Source organism: Rathayibacter sp. PhB179, from assembly GCF_004345345.1.
GTDB lineage: Bacteria > Actinomycetota > Actinomycetes > Actinomycetales > Microbacteriaceae > Rathayibacter > Rathayibacter festucae.
In genome coordinates this window covers 22,747-38,256 of the sequence record NZ_SLVD01000004.1, presented here as the reverse complement: position 1 = coordinate 38,256, position 15,510 = coordinate 22,747, and the positions used below count along the sequence as shown (strand labels likewise).

Below are 15,510 nucleotides of genomic sequence, written 5' to 3'. Positions count from 1 at the left end.
CCATGCCCCTGATCACCACCCCGGCCGGCGTCGCCGTGCACTACGAGACGACGGGCGACCCGTCCGGCCGCCCGCTCGTCCTGCTGCACGGCGGCGGCGCCCAGCTGATCGGCTGGGACGACCGCTTCTGCGAGCTGCTCGCCGAGCACGGCTTCTTCGTCGTCCGCACCGACAACCGCGACGTCGGCCTCAGCCAGGCGACCGGCGGCCCGGAGGACACCTCGGCCGGCTACGACCTCGCCGACATGGCGCTCGACGTCGTCGCCGTGCTCGACGAGCTCGGGATCGCGCGCGCGCACCTCACCGGCATGTCGATGGGCGGCTACATCGCCCAGCTGGTCGCGATCCTGCACCCGGAGCGGGTCGCCTCGCTCGGCCTGATGTCGACCTCGCTCAGCTCGGCGCCGGAGTTCCTGGTCGGCGAGCACACCGGGCAGCCGATCATCGAGGTCCCGGAGGTCCTCGACCGCGACGCCTACATCGCCATGTTCGTCGGCGGCCAGCGGCACTACCAGTCGCCCGGCTTCCCCTTCGACGAGGCGGCGAGCGCCGCCCTCGGCGCCCGCTACTACGACCGCGCCTACACCCCGACCGGGCTGATCCGGCAGTGGAACGCGCTGCTGCGCGGGCCGCTCGAGCGGCGGGAGGCGATGGCGAAGGTCACCGTGCCGGTCGCCGTCCTCCACGGCCGCGGCGACCAGAGCCTGCACTGGAGCGCCGCGCTCGAGACCGCGCGGATCCTGCCCCAGGCCGAGCTGCACCTCTACGAGGAGATGGGTCACGACATCCCGGTGGAGCTCTGGCCCGAATTCGCTGCGATCCTGGCTCGGACCGCCGCCCGCGCCGAGAGGACCGCCGATGCGTGAGAGCACCGAGTACGCGATGACCGACCCCGCCGAGATCCGCGCCCTGATCCGCGCGACGCCCTGGGCGACGATGGTCAGCGCCACCGAGGACGGCGTCGTCGTCTCGCACTACCCGTTCCTGCTGGAGGAGCCGCTCCCCGGCGCCGACCCCGACGAGCTCGTGCTGGTCAGCCACGTCGGCCGGCCCGACGAGCGCGCCCACCGGCTCGGCGAGTCCGAGCTGGCCGTGGTCTTCCAGGGCCCGCACGGCTACGTCTCGCCCAGCTGGTACGGCGTGACGCGCGCGGTGCCGACCTGGAACTTCGCCGCCGTGCACGTCTGGGGCGTGCCCGAGCTGCTCGGCGACGAGGAGAACCTCGCCGTGCTGGAGCGGCTCGTCGACCACTTCGAGGACGAGCTGCCCGAGCCGTTCCGCCTCCGGATCAGCGCCGAGAACGCGGCCTACGCCGAGCGGATCGTGCACGGCACGGTCGGCTTCCGGCTCCGGGTCACCCGGCTCGAAGCCAAGGAGAAGATGAGCCAGGACAAGCCGGCGGAGGTCGTCGACCGGGTCACCGCGGCGCTGGACGCGCCGGGGCCGTACTCGAACCCCGCGCTCGCCCAGCGGATGCGCCGCGTGCACGCGCAGTCCCCCGCGCAGCCGCGGCCGGAGACTCCGCAGTGATCCCCGGCCTCCACGACGACCTGGTGCGCCTGCGCCGCCGCCTGCACGCCGACCCCGAGCTCGGCCTCGCCCTCCCGCGCACCCAGGCGCTGCTGCTCGAGGAGCTGGCCCCGCTCGGCCTCGAGATCACGACCGGCCGCGGCCTCGGCTCGATCACCGCCGTCCTCCGCGGCGGCCGCCCCGGACCGGTCGTGCTGCTGCGCGCCGACATGGACGCGCTCCCCGTCGTCGAGGCGACCGGGCTGCCCTTCGCCGCGACGAACGGCGCGATGCACGCCTGCGGCCACGACCTGCACATGGCCGGGCTGATCGGCGCGGCCCGCCTGCTCGCGGCCGGCCGCGACGAGCTCGCCGGCACCGTCGTCCTGATGCTCCAGCCCGGCGAGGAGGGCTTCGCCGGCGGCCGCCTGATGATCGAGGAGGGCGTGCTCGACGCGGCGGGCGAGCGCCCGGTCGCCGCCTTCGCGATGCACGTCGACTGCTCCACCGACTCCGGCCTCTTCGTCACCCGCTCCGGCCCGATGATGGCGAGCGCCAGCGGTATGCGGATCACCGTGACCGGCACCGGCGGGCACGCCGCGTTCCCGCACCTCGCCGTCGACCCGATCCCCGCGGCGGCCGCCCTGGTGCAGGCCCTGCAGACCTTCGTCGCCCGCCGCGTCCCGGCGACCGACCCCGCCGTCGTCTCGGTGGTCAGCATCGTCAGCGACTCGACCGCACCCAACGTCCTGGCCGCACGGGTCGAGCTGATGCTCAACATCCGCACGCTCTCCCGCGACACCTTCGCCCTCGTCCGCTCCTCGCTCGCCGAGCTCGCCGCAGGCGTCGCCGCGGCGCACGGCTGCGGCGTCGAGACCGAGTTCATCGACTCCTACCCCGTCACCCACAACGACCCGGAGGAGACCGAGCGCGTGATCGCCGCGCTCACCGCCCGGCACGGCGCCGACCGCGTGCTCCGCCTCCCCGCGCCGTCGATGGCGTCGGAGGACTTCGCCTACGTCCTCGACGAGATCCCCGGCACCCTCCTCTTCCTCGGCACCCGCCCGCCCGGCGTCCCGGCCGAGGGCGCCCCCTCGATGCACTCCGAGTCCGCCGTCTTCGACGACGCCCTGCTCGGCCTGCACGCCGAGACCCTCGCGCAGCTGGCGCTGGATCGGCTGGCGGTCGGCCGGGCATCCGACGCGCCGACTCCCGCCGGGGCGCTCGCGTGACCCGCTACCGCGCCCTCTCCCCCGAGGCCCTGCGGGCGGTCCTCGGCGAGCCCGAGCAGCCGGCGCGCGACAAGATCATGGACCGGCTCGACCGCAGCTGCCGCGTCTTCCTGGCGCACTCGCCGTTCGCCTGCCTCTCCACCAGCGACGCCGCCGGCCGCTGCGACAGCTCCCCGCGCGGCGACCGCCCCGGCTTCCTTCGCGCCCTCGACGACCGCACCGTGGTCATCCCCGACCGCCTCGGCAACCGCCTCGGCGACTCCTTCTCCAACATCCTCGAGAACGGCCACGTCGGCCTGGTCTGCTTCGTGCCCGGCATGACCGAGACGCTCCGGATCAACGGCTCCGCGTACGTCACCGACGCCCCGGAGCTGCTCGCGATGCTCGAGCAGGACCACGTCGTCCCGGACCTCGCCACCGTCGTCGAGATCGAGCAGGTCTACCTGCACTGCGGACGCGCCCTGCTGCGCTCGCGGCTCTGGGACCCGGAGATGCAGGATCTCGCCGCGGAGGTGCCGAGCGCCGGCACGATGTGGGCCGAGGCCTCCGGGCTGAGCGCCGAGGTCGCGCGCGCGATCGACGACGCCTCGGACCTCGGCTACCGGACGCTGTACTGACGTGGCGGGTCCTGAGGTGGCGGGTCTCGATGTCGCGGGTCCTGACACGGCGGGTCCTGATCCGGCGGAACCTGACGTGGCGGGTCCCGATCCGGCGGGACCTGACGTGGCGGGTCCCGACGCGGCGGGTCCTGACATCGCTGGTTTTGACGCAGCGGGTCCCGGCGCGGCGCCGCGATGCCTGATCGAGGTGCCGGCGTGAGCGACCGCGCGGGCCGGATCCCGCTCGTCGTCACCGCGATCGTGCCGGAGGCGGAGGGCGTCGTCGCGCTCGAGCTCGCCGACCCCGCGGGCGGCGACCTGCCCGAGTGGGAGCCGGGCGCGCACCTCGACGTCCAGCTGATCACCCGGCAGGAGCGGCAGTACTCGCTCTGCGGCGACCCCGCCGACCGCCGCCGATACCGGATCGCCGTCCTCCGCGAGGAGCGCTCGCGCGGCGTCTCGATGTACCTCCACGACTTCCTCCGCGTCGGCGCCACCGTGCACGTCCGCCCGCCGCGCTCCCTCTTCCCGCCGGCGAGCGCCGACGAGCACCTGCTCCTCGCGGCCGGCATCGGCATCACCGCGATCCTTCCGCTCGCCCAGCGCCTCGACCGCGACGGAGCCCCGTGGAGCCTGCACTACGCCGTCCGCAGCGCCGCCCACCTGCCGTTCCGCCGCGAGCTGGCCGCGCTCGGCGACCGCGTCACCGTGCACACCCCGGCCCCGGACTCCCCGGCCTCGAACTCCGCGGACCCGAACTTCGCGGCTCCGGTTTCTGCGGCCCCCGACTCCGCAGATCCGAACACGCCGGCCCCGTCCTCCGCAATCCCGGCCTCCCTCCGCTTCCGCGGCCGCCTCGACCTCCCCGCGCTTCTGGCGGAGCCCCGCCCCGGAGTCGCCGTGCAGGCGTGCGGCCCCGCCCGCTTCCTCGACGCGATCGCCGCCGCGATGTCCGCCTGGCCCGCGGGCAGCCTGCACCTCGAGCGCTTCGAGCCGAAGCCCGTCGCCGCCCGCCCCAACGCCCCGTTCACCGTGCACTGCGCCCGCTCCGCCGTCTCCGTCGAGGTCGGCGCCGGCCAGTCGATGCTGCACGCCCTGACCTCCCGCGACATCCCCGTCACCGGCTCCTGCCTCCGCGGCGTCTGCGGCTCCTGCGCCATCCCCGTCCTCGCGGGCCCCGTCGACCACCGCGACTCCCTGACGACGTCCCCCGACTCCCCCGTCATGTACCCCTGCGTCTCCCGAGCCGCAGCCTCCGAGCTGACGATCGACCTCTGACGTCACCGCGAGATGCCACTTGTGCACGGATCCCTCGGCGTGTCGCGTACACAAGTGGCATCTCGCGGGCCCGATCACACTGACCGGGCGGCCCGCGAAGCGGCCCCTCCCTGCTGATCGAGTAGCCCGCGCAGCGGGCGTATCGAGATCCTCCCAGGCAAGAACTCCAGCCTGCAGACCCGCCCAGCCGAGCACGCCGGGTCTCGATACTCCCCTCCGGGGCTACTCGACCAACATGGACCTCCACCTCCGCTGCTCCCGGGCCTTCCTCATGCCGGTCGAGCAGCCGCGCAGCGGCGTATCGAGACCCACGTGAGCCAGAATTTTTTGCCAACGGACATTCCGCGCCGAAAAACTACCGGTCTCGCGCCAGGTCTTGAAGGAGCCGCCCAATACCGACCAAACTGAGTCACGAAAAGGAACCGGCTGGCGTCCGGTGGACATTCCTATTCAGATGCCCATCCACAAGCATGGATACAATTCAGAAATCGATTCGCAGGCGCACACTTCTTGTCCAGATCACCGATGGCGGTGAACTACTCGAATGACGCGTCGCGGCATGAAGTGCCTTGATTTTCATCACAAGTATCTGAATCGGCTCGGCGTCCGCTCGACCCGGGTTGAGCCGTGCTGTGAACACACCACCTGTCGCCAGTATCTCGATCGAGGAGTGAATACCTCCGCCCTCTCGTCGATCCCAGCACCTGGATCAACCTGACCCAGTAGAGAGAAGGACAAGAAATGAAAGCTAGACGCACATTCGGGTCGACCGCGGCCGCCGTGACTGCGGTCCTCATATCGACATGCTTACCGAGCGTCGCGAACGCGGACACGTACTCCGTCGCAGACGTTCTCGAGAGGGCTGAGACCGTCGCTGTCGGGTCATCGACTCCGGCCGACGCCCAGCTGCCCGCTGTTCACGCCGGCGACGACGGCCCGACCGTCGCGGTGGAGGGCGCAGACCTGTCGGTCACTCTGGGTGCTTCGGACGACGCCGCAATCTCCGAGTCGGAACAGTTCGCAACGGTGGAGGACGAATCCATCACCTACGCGATCAGTCATCCCAGGGAAGGCGCGACGCGATTCTCAGCAGTCCTCCGCACCCCCACGAACGACCACCCACACTGGACCTTCGGGAGCGACACCCAGCTTCTCCTTCTCGATAACGGATCAGTGAGCATCTCGGAGGGTGATGAATTCATAGGGGGCATCGAAGCGCCGTGGGCGGTCGACGCTCTGGGACGCTCGCTCTCCACGCATTACGAGATATCAGGCTCCACACTGACTCAGGTCATCGACACCGCGGAAGCGGCTTTCCCCGTCGTCGCCGACCCCACTGTCGACTTCTTTGGCCTGTACATCCAAGTTCACCTGAACAGGCAAGAGAGCTTCACGGCAGTGGGCGGCTATGGGGCCTGCGCTGGCGTACTAAGCAAGTCGCCCGTGCCGTTCGCCAGACTGCTTTCGGTTGCTTGCACGACGGTTGCCGCCATTGGCACGTCTCAAGTGGCCGGCGGCAAATGCATCTCTATTCACTACGTCGTCGGACTCGGAGGGCCCGCGGGCGTGTGGTGGCCGTGGACCAGGGATTGCTAGAGCAATAACGTGATGCTCGTCGCAGTGGGCGCCGTCCTCTTCGGTCTCGGCGCCCTGTCCGGGAGAGCAGGGCCGAAGCTCGGCACAGCCCTCGCCCTCGCCCCTCTCGCGGTGTGGTTCGGCGTGTTGGCGTGGCTCATCCAGACGGGAACGCTCGAGGGCCCGAAGGGAGAAGCACATGCCAACTACCTCTTCATCGGTCTCATAGCGTTCTCTGTCGGATCGAACCTGACGACCCGCCCCTCGTCACCCCGAGGACCACGCCGAGACCACTGATCACCCTGCCGCGACAACGCGACACCCTGCGCTCCCGCGAGATGCCACTTGTGCGGCCGACACGCCGTCAAAAGCGCTCACAAGTGGCATCTCGCGACCCCGACCAGCCCGCACAGCGGCCCCTGCATGCTGATCGAGTAGCCCGCGAAGCGGGCGTATCGGGCGGAGGGGGCGCCTCCGGCGCCAGCGCAGGGCGGGGAACAGACCGACGTCCTTAGGTGGGCGGGTCTCGATACCTCCCTGCGGGGCTACTCGACCAACATGTCTGCGGGCGTCTCTTCCAAGTAGATCCGCCCACCGCCAGAACTGAGGCCACCCTTACTGAGAGTTAGGCTAGCCTACCCTCATGCATCGCACATCCAGCTCTCGCATCCCCCTGCTGATCGCCGGTCTCGCCGCCGCCTCCGTCGCCCTCGCCGGCTGCTCGTCCGGCGCCTCCGGAGCCGCCCCGAGCGACGCCGCCGCAGCCACGATCGTCGTCGAGAACGCCAAGCCCACGCTGACCCTCGTCGAGGAGGACGGCGAGCAGTCCTACCAGGAGGACACGGCCGTCGCCCGCACCTCCGTCGAGGTCCCCGCGTCCCCCTCCGCCGTGGTCACCTTCGACATCGCGACCCTCGCCCTGCACACCATCGGTGCCGGCGACGCGGTCGTCGCGATCCCGGACGCGACCCTGCCCGAGTACCTCGCCGAGTACGCCGACCTGCCGAAGGTCGGCACGCTCTTCGAGCCCGACTTCGAGGCCGTCGCCGAGCTCGAGCCCGACCTCATCGTCACCGCCGCGCGCAGCACCGGCCAGTACGACGAGCTGTCCGAGATCGCCACCACGATCGACCTGACCGGCAGCTACGCCGGCACCTTCGACCCCGCCGCCGCCCTCGAGCGAGCCACCCAGCTCGGCGAGATCTTCGACCGCGAGGAGGAGGTCGCCGCCCAGGCCGCCGCCACCGAGCAGCTCGCCGCGACCATCGAGGACCGGGCCGACGGCAGCGCCCTCGTGCTCTCCGTCTCCGGCGGCGAGTACAGCGCCTTCGGCGAGGGCTCCCGCTTCGGCTACTTCTTCGACGATCTCGGCTTCACCCCCGCCGTCGCCGCGGCCGAGCTGCCCGGCACGGAGGGATCCCCGCACGGCGACACCGTCACCAACGAGTTCCTCCTCACCGCCGCCCCCGAGTGGATCTTCGCCTTCGACCGCGGCGCGGCCACCGGCGCCGCGAGCACCGCCGAGGCGACCCTCGACAACGCCCTCGTCGCGCAGACCCCCGCCGCGCAGAACGACCGCATCGTCCAGTTGCCCGCGAGCGAGCTGTACATCGTGATCAACGGCCTCACCGCCGTGCAGAACGTGCTCGAGAGCGTGCACGACGCGATGCAGAGCTGAGCGCTCCCCGCGTGGTCCGTCCTCCCGTCCGCGCGCTGACCGTCGCGGGGGTGGCGCTCGTCGCCGCCCTCGCGACGCTCTCGCTGTTCCTCGGGGTCGCCGAGCTCGACGCGTTCGTCCTCGTCGAGAGCCGCCTCCCCCGCACCCTCGCCCTGATCCTCGCCGGCGCGGCGTTCGCCGTCACCGGCCTGATCCTGCAGCTGCTCACCCGCAACCGCCTCGTCGAGTCCGGCACCACCGGCGCGACCGACGCCGCGACCCTCGCTCTGCTCGGAGTCCTCCTGCTCGCCCCTGCGCTGCCGATGGGAGCGAAGGCGGCGCTGGCCGCGGTCGGCGCCCTCGCGGGCGTGCTCGGCTTCCTCGCACTGTCCCGCCGCATCCCGGCGCGCTCCAGCGTCCTCGTGCCCGTCGTCGGCCTCCTCTACTCCGGAGTGATCGGCGCCGCCACCACCTTCCTCGCCTACCGCACCGACACCCAGCAGGAGCTCCTGAACTGGGGCATCGGCGACTTCTCCGGCATCCTCCGCGGCCGCTACGAGATGCTCTACGTCGCCGCGGCCGCCGCCGCCGTGGCCTGGATCGCCGCCGACCGCTTCACCGTCGCCGCCCTCGGCGAGGACACCGCGCGCGGCCTCGGCCTCGACACCCGCGCGGTGATGCTCACCGGCGTCGTCATCATCGCCGCGGTCACCGGAGTGATGATCGTCGTGACCGGCGCCCTGCCCTTCCTCGGCCTGATCGTGCCCAACCTCGTCAGCCGGCTCGTCGGCGACACCATGCGCCGCTCCGTGCCGCTCGTCGCCCTGCTCGGAGCGGCCCTCGTCCTCGCCTGCGACCTGGTCGCCCGCACCGTCCGCTTCCCGTTCGAGCTGCCGATCTCCCTGGTGATGGGGATCCTCGGCGGCCTCGTCTTCCTCCGCCTGCTGATCGGGCCCGCCCGTCGGAGGACCGCCGCGTGACCGCCCTCGCACCCCGCCGCGCCGCCCGCGCCCTCCGCCCGGCGGCCCTGCGCAGCCCCGGCCCGCACCTGGTGCTCCTCGCCGCGATCGCCGTCGCCGTCGTCGCCCTCTACCTCGTCACCGATCTGCCCGGCCGCTGGGAGTACGCGCTCGGCCTGCGCACCCGCACCGTTCTCGGTATGGTGATCGCGGCCGCGGCGATCGGAGTCGGCACCGTCCTCTTCCAGACCGTCACCGCGAACCGCATCCTCACCCCCGGCATCATGGGCTTCGACGCGGTGTTCCTGCTGCTGCAGGTGGTGACCGCCTTCGCGATCGGCCCCGCCCTGCTGGTGTCGGCGCCGCCACTCGCCTCCTGGCTGGTGGAGCTGGTGCTGATGGTCGGCGTCGTCACGGCCCTCTACTCCTGGCTCTTCGTCCGCCGCCGGCTCGATCTGCACGTGATCGTGCTCGCGGGCCTGGTCCTCGGCGTGCTGCTGCGCTCGGTCACCGGCTTCCTGCAGCGCCTCCTCGATCCGGACACCTTCGCCGTCGTGCAGAACCTGACCTTCGCGAGCTTCACCTCCGTCGACCGGGAGCTGCTGCTGCCGACCGGCGTGCTCGTCGCCGCGGCGATCGCCTCCCTCTGGCCGATCCGCCGCTCTCTCGACGTGCTCGCGCTCGGCGAGGCGACCGCCGTCTCCCTCGGAGTCGAGCACCGCCACACCGTGATGCATGTGATCGTCGCGGTCGCGGTGATGGTGGCGGCCTCGACCGCGCTCGTGGGCCCGGTCGCCTTCTTCGGCCTGATCGTCGCCAACGTCGCCTACACCGTCGTCGGCCACCGGCACCTGCGCAGCATTCCGGCGGCGGTCGCGGTCGGAGTGGTCGCCCTCGTCGGCGGCCAGCTCGTGCTCGACCGCGTGCTCGGTTTCGGCACCGAGCTGCCGGTCGTCATCGAGTTCGCCGGCGGCCTCCTCTTCCTCCTCCTCGTGCTCACCGGAAGGGCCCGCTGACATGATCCAGACCACCGCCGTCACCACCCGGCACGGGAGCGTCGTCGCCGTCGACGACGTCACACTGGCCCTCGAGGCGGGCCTCACCGCGATCATCGGCCCGAACGGCTCCGGCAAGTCGACCCTCCTCGCCACCATCGGCCGCCTGGTGAAGCCGTCCGCCGGCAGCGTCAGCGTCGACGGCCTCGACGTCGCGACCACCCGCTCCCGCGACATCGCCCGGCGCCTGGCGATCCTCCGCCAGGACAACCACGTCGCGATCCGCCTGAGCGTGGAAGACCTCGTCGCCTACGGCCGCTTCCCGCACGGCGGCCGGGGCACCTCCCCCGAGGACCGCGCCCACGTCGACGCCGCGATCGCCGCCCTCGACCTCTCGGCCGTCCGCGAGCGCTTCCTCGACGAGCTCTCCGGCGGCCAGCGCCAGCGCGCCTTCGTCGCGATGGCGCTCGCGCAGGACACCGACCACCTCCTCCTCGACGAGCCGCTGAACAACCTCGACCCGCGCCACGGCGTCGTGCTGATGAAGCTCCTGCGCCGCCTCGCCGACGAGCGGGGGATGACGATCGTCGTGGTCCTGCACGACATCAACGTCGCCGCCCGGTTCGCCGACCGCATCGTCGCCGTCCGCCACGGCCGCATCGCCCATCACGGCCCGGTCGCCGAGGTCCTCACCGCCCCGCACCTCGAGGCGCTCTACGACACCCGCGCGCTGGTGGCCGACGTCGCCGGCCACCGCATCGTCCTCTGGCAGTGACGCCCCTCCCCCGTCCGCGAGATGCCACTTGTGCACGCATTCCTCGGCGTGTCGCGCTCACAAGTGGCATCTCGCGGCGCCGCCGACACGCGCCCCGAGTGCCACGCGCAGCGGCCCGCCCCATGCTGATCGAGTAGCCCGCGCAGCGGGCGTATCGAGATCCCCCCCTTGCTCGAGACGCCCCGGCGGGGCGACTCGACCGGCACGCACCCGGACCCGCTCGGTCTAACGCAGCCCGGCCGCGCACTCCAGCAGGTCGGGGATGCCGCTCACGGGCTGCGGCTCAGGGTCGGCCCGCGGGCCGAGGCGGCGGAAGACCGGCGGCTCCGTCGCCAGCACCTGACCGACAGCGCGCCCTCCGGTCCAGACCGTCAGCAGCACCTCGCCGTCCGGGCGCTCGGGAGCGCCGATCTCGTAGACCCGGCCCCGCACGGCCGCGCGCACCGGCGTCTTCCGGGCCAGGTGCACCCACACCGGGAACTCGCAGACCATGTCGACTCCTTTCTCATCAGCCCTCGACCGGGAGGAACCGCTCAGTAGTCGAGAGCGCTCTCGACGTCGAAGTCCGAGGTCAGACCGCCGTCGCCCGGCTGGACCGGGTGCGACCCGACGAGCGCCTCGGTGCGCGCGCGGATCCGCTGCACCTCCTCGTGGTTGTCCGGCTCGGGCAACTCGGACGGCGTCGTCTCCGAGACGAGCGACGCGCCGGAGTTCAGCAGGAACGACACCTGGATCGTCGCGCCGTCCGCCCCGATCCCCGTGTACTCGACCCGGTCGGCCGTGCGGTTCGCGCCGAGTGCGACCGCGTACGCCACCAGGGCGTCCGCTGCGTCGTCCCCGAGCAGGATCGTCTTGTCCGCGAAGAGGATGTGCTTCATGTCGACCATGCTCGGTCGAGGTCCCCGCCCCCGGGGAGGTCCTTGACAGATCGAGGAGGAGACGGGACGGTGGCGAGGATCGATCGGGGTTGTCAGGGCCGTCGATCTGGAGAAGGGTGGCAGACAGGCGGGCGCCCGCCGGCTGTGACGAAGGCTGGAGACGGCGATGGGAAAACTGTTCTACGACGGATCCGTCGAGATCGACTTCGAGGACCGGGTGCTCGCGCACCTGCAGATCGTCATCACCGCGAAGCTCCGCCGCAACGAGTCCTTCCTGCTCAGCTGGCGCGACGACCACAGCATGGGCGACGGCCGCAGCGCCATCTGGCTGCACCCCGCGGTCGGCCTGCGCTACAAGTACTTCGGCGGGCGGATGCCCCGCATCAACCCCGCCTGGATCGCCGCGCTCACCGATCTCGCCAACTCCGCCGGCGGCCTCTACGTCGTCGCCGAGCCCGACACCGAGCACGTCCGCACGCTCGACCGGGAGGCGCACTGATGCGCCGGCTCGACATCCTCTACGACGGAGCGCCCTACACGGTGAGCGACCGCACCGCCGCCCAGTTCCGGGTCGAGGTGGACGCCGCCCTCGCCGCGGAGACCCCGCAGTGGCTCGCCGTGAACCACGGCGAGGGCCGCGCCAGCACCGCACTCATCCTGATCACCCCGTTCACGGCGATCACGATCCTCACGAACGACGCCGAGGACGACGACACACCCGACGCGGCCTGAACGGCGCGGAGCCGACGCCGAAGCGTCGACGCTGCCGGCGGCCGCCTCGTCGCTCCGGCCCGCGCGTCCCGGCACCGCGGCGGCTAGGGTAGGCGCGATGACCGATTCCGCCGTCCTCTGCGACCCGTATCTGCGCGGGTACCCGATCGACGGCGTCGCCATCTCCACCCTCGGCCGCACGTTCGGCGGCGAGACGATCGCCGCCAGCGACCCGACGGCCGCGCGGCTCGACGAGATCCAGCTCGACCTCGGCCAGGGCCCCTGCTGGGACGCGATCGCCGCGGGCGCCCCCGTGTCCCTCCTCGACACCGGTACCGACGTGCGCTGGCCGCTCTTCGCCGAGGCGGTGGACGCCCTCGACGTGCGCTCGGTGTTCGCCTTCCCGCTCACCTTCGCCGGGCTCTCGATCGGCGCCGTCGACCTCTACACCCGCGCCCCGATCACCCTCGACGACGCCGCGCTCACCGAGATCTCGGCGCAGTCGCCCGCCACCTCGCTCCGGGTGCTCGCCGCGGTGCTCCACGACGACGCGGACGAGGTGAGCAGCAACCCCGGGTCCCGGAGGGTCGTCCACCAGGCGACCGGCATGATCATCGCCCGCTACCGCATCGACTCGGACGACGCCCTCGTGCTGCTGAGGGCCCACGCGTTCGCCCAGCACCGCCCCCTCGTCGACGTCGCCCAGGACATCGTCGCCCGCCAGGACGGCTTCCCCGACCGCCCGCTCACCGTTCAGGACGACTCATGGTGATCAACTCCCGCGAGCGGAGCGTCATCGCGACCTTCGTGGCCCTCTCCGACACGCTCATCGACGACTACGACGTCGTCGACTTCGCACAGACGCTCGTCGAGAGCAGCGCGACCCTCTTCGACGCGGTCTCAGCGGGCCTGGTGCTCGCCAGCCCCGAGGGCACGCTCGAGGTGCTCGCCTCGACGGACGAGGACACCCGCCTGATCGAGCTGCTGCAGCTCGAGACCGCCGGCCCGTGCATCGAGTGCTACGACACCGGGCGCCCCGTCATCGTGCCGGACACGTTCGCGGTCGACGACCGCTGGGCCGAGTTCCGCACCCGCTCGCGCGACCTCGGCGTCCGGGCCGCGCACTGCGTGCCGATGCGCTCGCGGGGCACCACGATCGGCTCGCTCAACCTCTTCCAGGCCGGCACCGGCACCCTCGACCCCGACGACATCGCCGTCGTGCAGGCCTTCGCCGACGTCGCGACGATCGGCATCCTGCACCAGCGCGCGCTCCGCGAGAGCACCGTCACCCAGGAGCAGCTGCAGCGCGCCCTCGACAGCCGCGTCCTGATCGAGCAGGCGAAGGGCATCATCGCCTACTCCCAGCGCACCACCGTCGACCGCGCCTTCGAGATCCTCCGCTCCCGCTCGCGCTCGACCTCCACGCCGATCACGACCCTCGCCCGCCAGATCATCGAGGGCTACCGGGACTGACCGGCCGCCGCGGCAGTTCGTGCTCCCCTGCCGGTCGAGCAGCGGGGCCGCAGCTTTCATGCTGGTCGAGCAGCGGGACCGCAGCTTTCATGCTGGTCGAGTAGCGGGCCGCAGGCCCGCGTATCGAGACCCGGTGGCCGACGTGCCTGCGGTGGGGGATCTCGATACGCCCGCTGCGCGGGCTACTCGATCAGCATGGAGCGCCCGCGCCCGTAAGAACAGGGAGCGCAGCTCGCCTTTCATGCTGGTCGAGTAGCGGGCCGCAGGCCCGCGTATCGAGACCCACCCGGTCCGTCCGCTACGCCGTCAGGGAGACGGCGGTCCAGGAGACCGGGGGCAGCGTCAGCGCCAGCACGCCGTCGACCAGCGTGGCGTCGACGGGCTTGAGGCCGACGCGGTTCTGGTCGTCCTTGGTGTTCCTGGCGTAGACGTCCTCGTCGAAGAGGGCGACCGCCTCGGCGACGGTGGAGACGCCGAGGCCGTTCACGTCGACCGTGACCTCGAGGGCGTCGGTCGTCGAGCGGTTCACCAGGAACACGGCCGCGCGACCGTCATCCAGCGTGGCGACGGAGTCGACGAGCGGCGCGTCACCGTGGCGCGAGGTGGAGTAGGACCCGACCTCGATCCGCGGCCGCAGCACCGAGCCCGACGCGAGGCGAGCGGTGGTGGAGAACGGGAAGAACGTGGTCTGCCGCCAGGCCGCTCCGCCCGGCTCGGTCATGATCGGCGCGATCACGTTGACGAGCTGCGCGAGCGACGCCGAGGTGACCCGGTCGGAGTTCTTCAGCAGCGTGATCATGAGGTTGCCGAGCACGACCGCGTCGGCGACCGAGTAGACGTCCTCCAACAGCCGCGGCGCGTACGGCCACTCCCGGGCACCGCTGGTGTCGGCGGCGGCGAGGGCGGCCTCCTCCTCCTGGTGCTCCTTGAGATACCAGATGTTCCACTCGTCGAAGGACAGCTTGATGTCCTTCGACTTCTTCAGCTTGTGCTTCACGTGGTCGACGGTCGCCGCGACGGTGGAGATGAAGTACTCCATGTCGAGCGAGGACGCCAGGAACGACCCCAGGTCGCCGTCGTACTCCTGGTAGTAGGCGTGGCAGGAGACGTACTCGACGTCGTCGTAGGCGTGCTCGAGGACCACCCGCTCCCATTCGCCGAAGGTCGGCATCGACGAGCCGGACGAGCCGCAGATCACGAGCTCGAGCGAGGGGTCGGCGATCTTGAGGGCCTTGGCGGTGCGGGAGGCGAGCTTGCCGTAGTCGTCGGCGTTCATGTGGCCGACCTGCCAGGGGCCGTCCATCTCATTGCCCAGGCACCACATGCGGATGTCGTGCGGCTCCGGCGACCCGTTCGCGATCCGCTGGTCGGCGAGGAACGTGCCGGCCTTGCCGTTCGCGTACTCGAGGACGTCCAAGGCCTCGAGGACGCCGCGGGTGCCGAGGTTGACGGCGTACATGATCTCGCTGCCGGTGAGCTTCGCCCACTTCGCGAAATCGTCCAGGCCCACCTCGTTGGTCTCGAGGGAGTGCCAGGCGAGGTCGCGGCGGCGCGGGCGGTCCTCGCGGGGTCCGACGCCGTCCTCCCACCGGTAGCCGGAGACGAAGTTCCCGCCGGGGTAGCGGACCGTGGTCGAGCCGAGCTCCTTGACCAGCTCGACCACGTCCAGGCGGAAGCCGTCCTCATTGGCGGTCGGGTGCCCGGGCTCGTAGATCCCGTCGTACACGCAGCGGCCCAGGTGCTCGACGAACGAGCCGAACAGCCGCGGATTCACGGGAGCGACCACCGCGGCCGGGTCGAGGGAGATGCGCGCGGTCGCGGGCGGGGAGACGGCGCGGGAGGCGTCGGTCATGGCAGAGCCTTTCTGGA

Annotated in this window: 17 protein-coding genes; 14 read left to right on the top strand and 3 right to left on the bottom strand. The window is 71.5% G+C overall.

Annotated features, from left to right (window positions below):
* Positions 1-2 precede the first annotated feature (2 nt).
* The 10 genes from EDF43_RS09830 (at position 3) to EDF43_RS09785 (ending at position 10,579) form a co-directional block, all read left to right on the top strand.
* Positions 3-866, top strand: coding sequence for an alpha/beta hydrolase (locus tag EDF43_RS09830; RefSeq protein ID WP_132436519.1), 864 nt, complete (start codon positions 3-5; stop codon positions 864-866).
* The gene (locus EDF43_RS09825; RefSeq protein ID WP_132436517.1) at positions 859-1,530 is read left to right on the top strand and encodes an FMN-binding negative transcriptional regulator; all 672 of its coding nucleotides are present in this window, start codon (positions 859-861) and stop codon (positions 1,528-1,530) included. Before EDF43_RS09830 ends, EDF43_RS09825 begins: the two co-directional genes overlap by 8 nt.
* Complete coding sequence (locus EDF43_RS09820; RefSeq protein ID WP_207901673.1) at positions 1,527-2,741, top strand: M20 family metallopeptidase; 1,215 nt, start codon at positions 1,527-1,529, stop codon at positions 2,739-2,741. Before EDF43_RS09825 ends, EDF43_RS09820 begins: the two co-directional genes overlap by 4 nt.
* The gene (locus tag EDF43_RS09815) at positions 2,738-3,358 is read left to right on the top strand and encodes an MSMEG_1061 family FMN-dependent PPOX-type flavoprotein (RefSeq protein ID WP_207901671.1); all 621 of its coding nucleotides are present in this window, start codon (positions 2,738-2,740) and stop codon (positions 3,356-3,358) included. Before EDF43_RS09820 ends, EDF43_RS09815 begins: the two co-directional genes overlap by 4 nt.
* A gap of 198 nt (positions 3,359-3,556) precedes the next feature.
* A complete protein-coding gene (locus EDF43_RS09810) occupies positions 3,557-4,618 on the top strand; it encodes a PDR/VanB family oxidoreductase (RefSeq protein WP_123737635.1) in 1,062 nt (353 codons plus the stop codon).
* Between the two features lie 741 nt (positions 4,619-5,359).
* Positions 5,360-6,214, top strand: coding sequence for a hypothetical protein (locus EDF43_RS09805; RefSeq protein WP_123737634.1), 855 nt, complete (start codon positions 5,360-5,362; stop codon positions 6,212-6,214).
* A 622-nt stretch (positions 6,215-6,836) separates the two neighbouring features.
* Positions 6,837-7,871 carry an ABC transporter substrate-binding protein gene (locus EDF43_RS09800; RefSeq protein WP_132436515.1) on the top strand — a complete coding sequence of 345 codons (1,035 nt, stop codon included), beginning with the start codon at positions 6,837-6,839 and terminating at the stop codon, positions 7,869-7,871.
* A gap of 11 nt (positions 7,872-7,882) precedes the next feature.
* Positions 7,883-8,830 (top strand): iron chelate uptake ABC transporter family permease subunit, encoded by a 948-nt coding sequence (locus EDF43_RS09795; protein ID WP_243582183.1) that lies wholly within the window; start codon positions 7,883-7,885, stop codon positions 8,828-8,830.
* A complete protein-coding gene (locus tag EDF43_RS09790; protein ID WP_243646270.1) occupies positions 8,827-9,825 on the top strand; it encodes an iron chelate uptake ABC transporter family permease subunit in 999 nt (332 codons plus the stop codon). Before EDF43_RS09795 ends, EDF43_RS09790 begins: the two co-directional genes overlap by 4 nt.
* Before the next feature lies 1 nt (position 9,826).
* Positions 9,827-10,579 carry an ATP-binding cassette domain-containing protein gene (locus EDF43_RS09785; protein WP_123737632.1) on the top strand — a complete coding sequence of 251 codons (753 nt, stop codon included), beginning with the start codon at positions 9,827-9,829 and terminating at the stop codon, positions 10,577-10,579.
* 225 nt (positions 10,580-10,804) lie between these two features.
* Here the strand turns inward: EDF43_RS09785 and EDF43_RS09780 are convergent, their stop codons facing one another.
* Together EDF43_RS09780 and EDF43_RS09775 are read right to left on the bottom strand one after the other, a co-directional pair.
* Complete coding sequence (locus EDF43_RS09780) at positions 10,805-11,071, bottom strand: hypothetical protein (RefSeq protein ID WP_123737631.1); 267 nt, start codon at positions 11,069-11,071, stop codon at positions 10,805-10,807.
* Between the two features lie 41 nt (positions 11,072-11,112).
* A complete protein-coding gene (locus EDF43_RS09775) occupies positions 11,113-11,457 on the bottom strand; it encodes a hypothetical protein (RefSeq protein WP_123706266.1) in 345 nt (114 codons plus the stop codon).
* A gap of 166 nt (positions 11,458-11,623) precedes the next feature.
* On the opposite strand from EDF43_RS09775, the gene EDF43_RS09770 reads away from it, so the two are divergent.
* The 4 genes from EDF43_RS09770 to EDF43_RS09755 all read left to right on the top strand — a co-directional run bounded on the left by EDF43_RS09770 (position 11,624) and on the right by EDF43_RS09755 (position 13,641).
* Complete coding sequence (locus EDF43_RS09770; protein WP_132436513.1) at positions 11,624-11,956, top strand: ATP-dependent DNA ligase; 333 nt, start codon at positions 11,624-11,626, stop codon at positions 11,954-11,956.
* Positions 11,956-12,189 (top strand): hypothetical protein, encoded by a 234-nt coding sequence (locus EDF43_RS09765; protein ID WP_132436511.1) that lies wholly within the window; start codon positions 11,956-11,958, stop codon positions 12,187-12,189. The genes EDF43_RS09770 and EDF43_RS09765 overlap by 1 nt, the downstream gene beginning before the upstream one ends.
* Before the next feature lie 97 nt (positions 12,190-12,286).
* Positions 12,287-12,940, top strand: a complete 654-nt coding sequence (locus EDF43_RS09760; protein ID WP_127887769.1) for a GAF and ANTAR domain-containing protein — start codon at positions 12,287-12,289, stop codon at positions 12,938-12,940.
* Positions 12,934-13,641, top strand: coding sequence for a GAF and ANTAR domain-containing protein (locus tag EDF43_RS09755; protein ID WP_132436509.1), 708 nt, complete (start codon positions 12,934-12,936; stop codon positions 13,639-13,641). The genes EDF43_RS09760 and EDF43_RS09755 overlap by 7 nt, the downstream gene beginning before the upstream one ends.
* A 298-nt stretch (positions 13,642-13,939) precedes the next feature.
* Here the strand turns inward: EDF43_RS09755 and EDF43_RS09750 are convergent, their stop codons facing one another.
* Positions 13,940-15,493, bottom strand: a complete 1,554-nt coding sequence (locus EDF43_RS09750) for an alpha-L-arabinofuranosidase C-terminal domain-containing protein (protein ID WP_132436507.1) — start codon at positions 15,491-15,493, stop codon at positions 13,940-13,942.
* Positions 15,494-15,510: the final 17 nt, after the last annotated feature.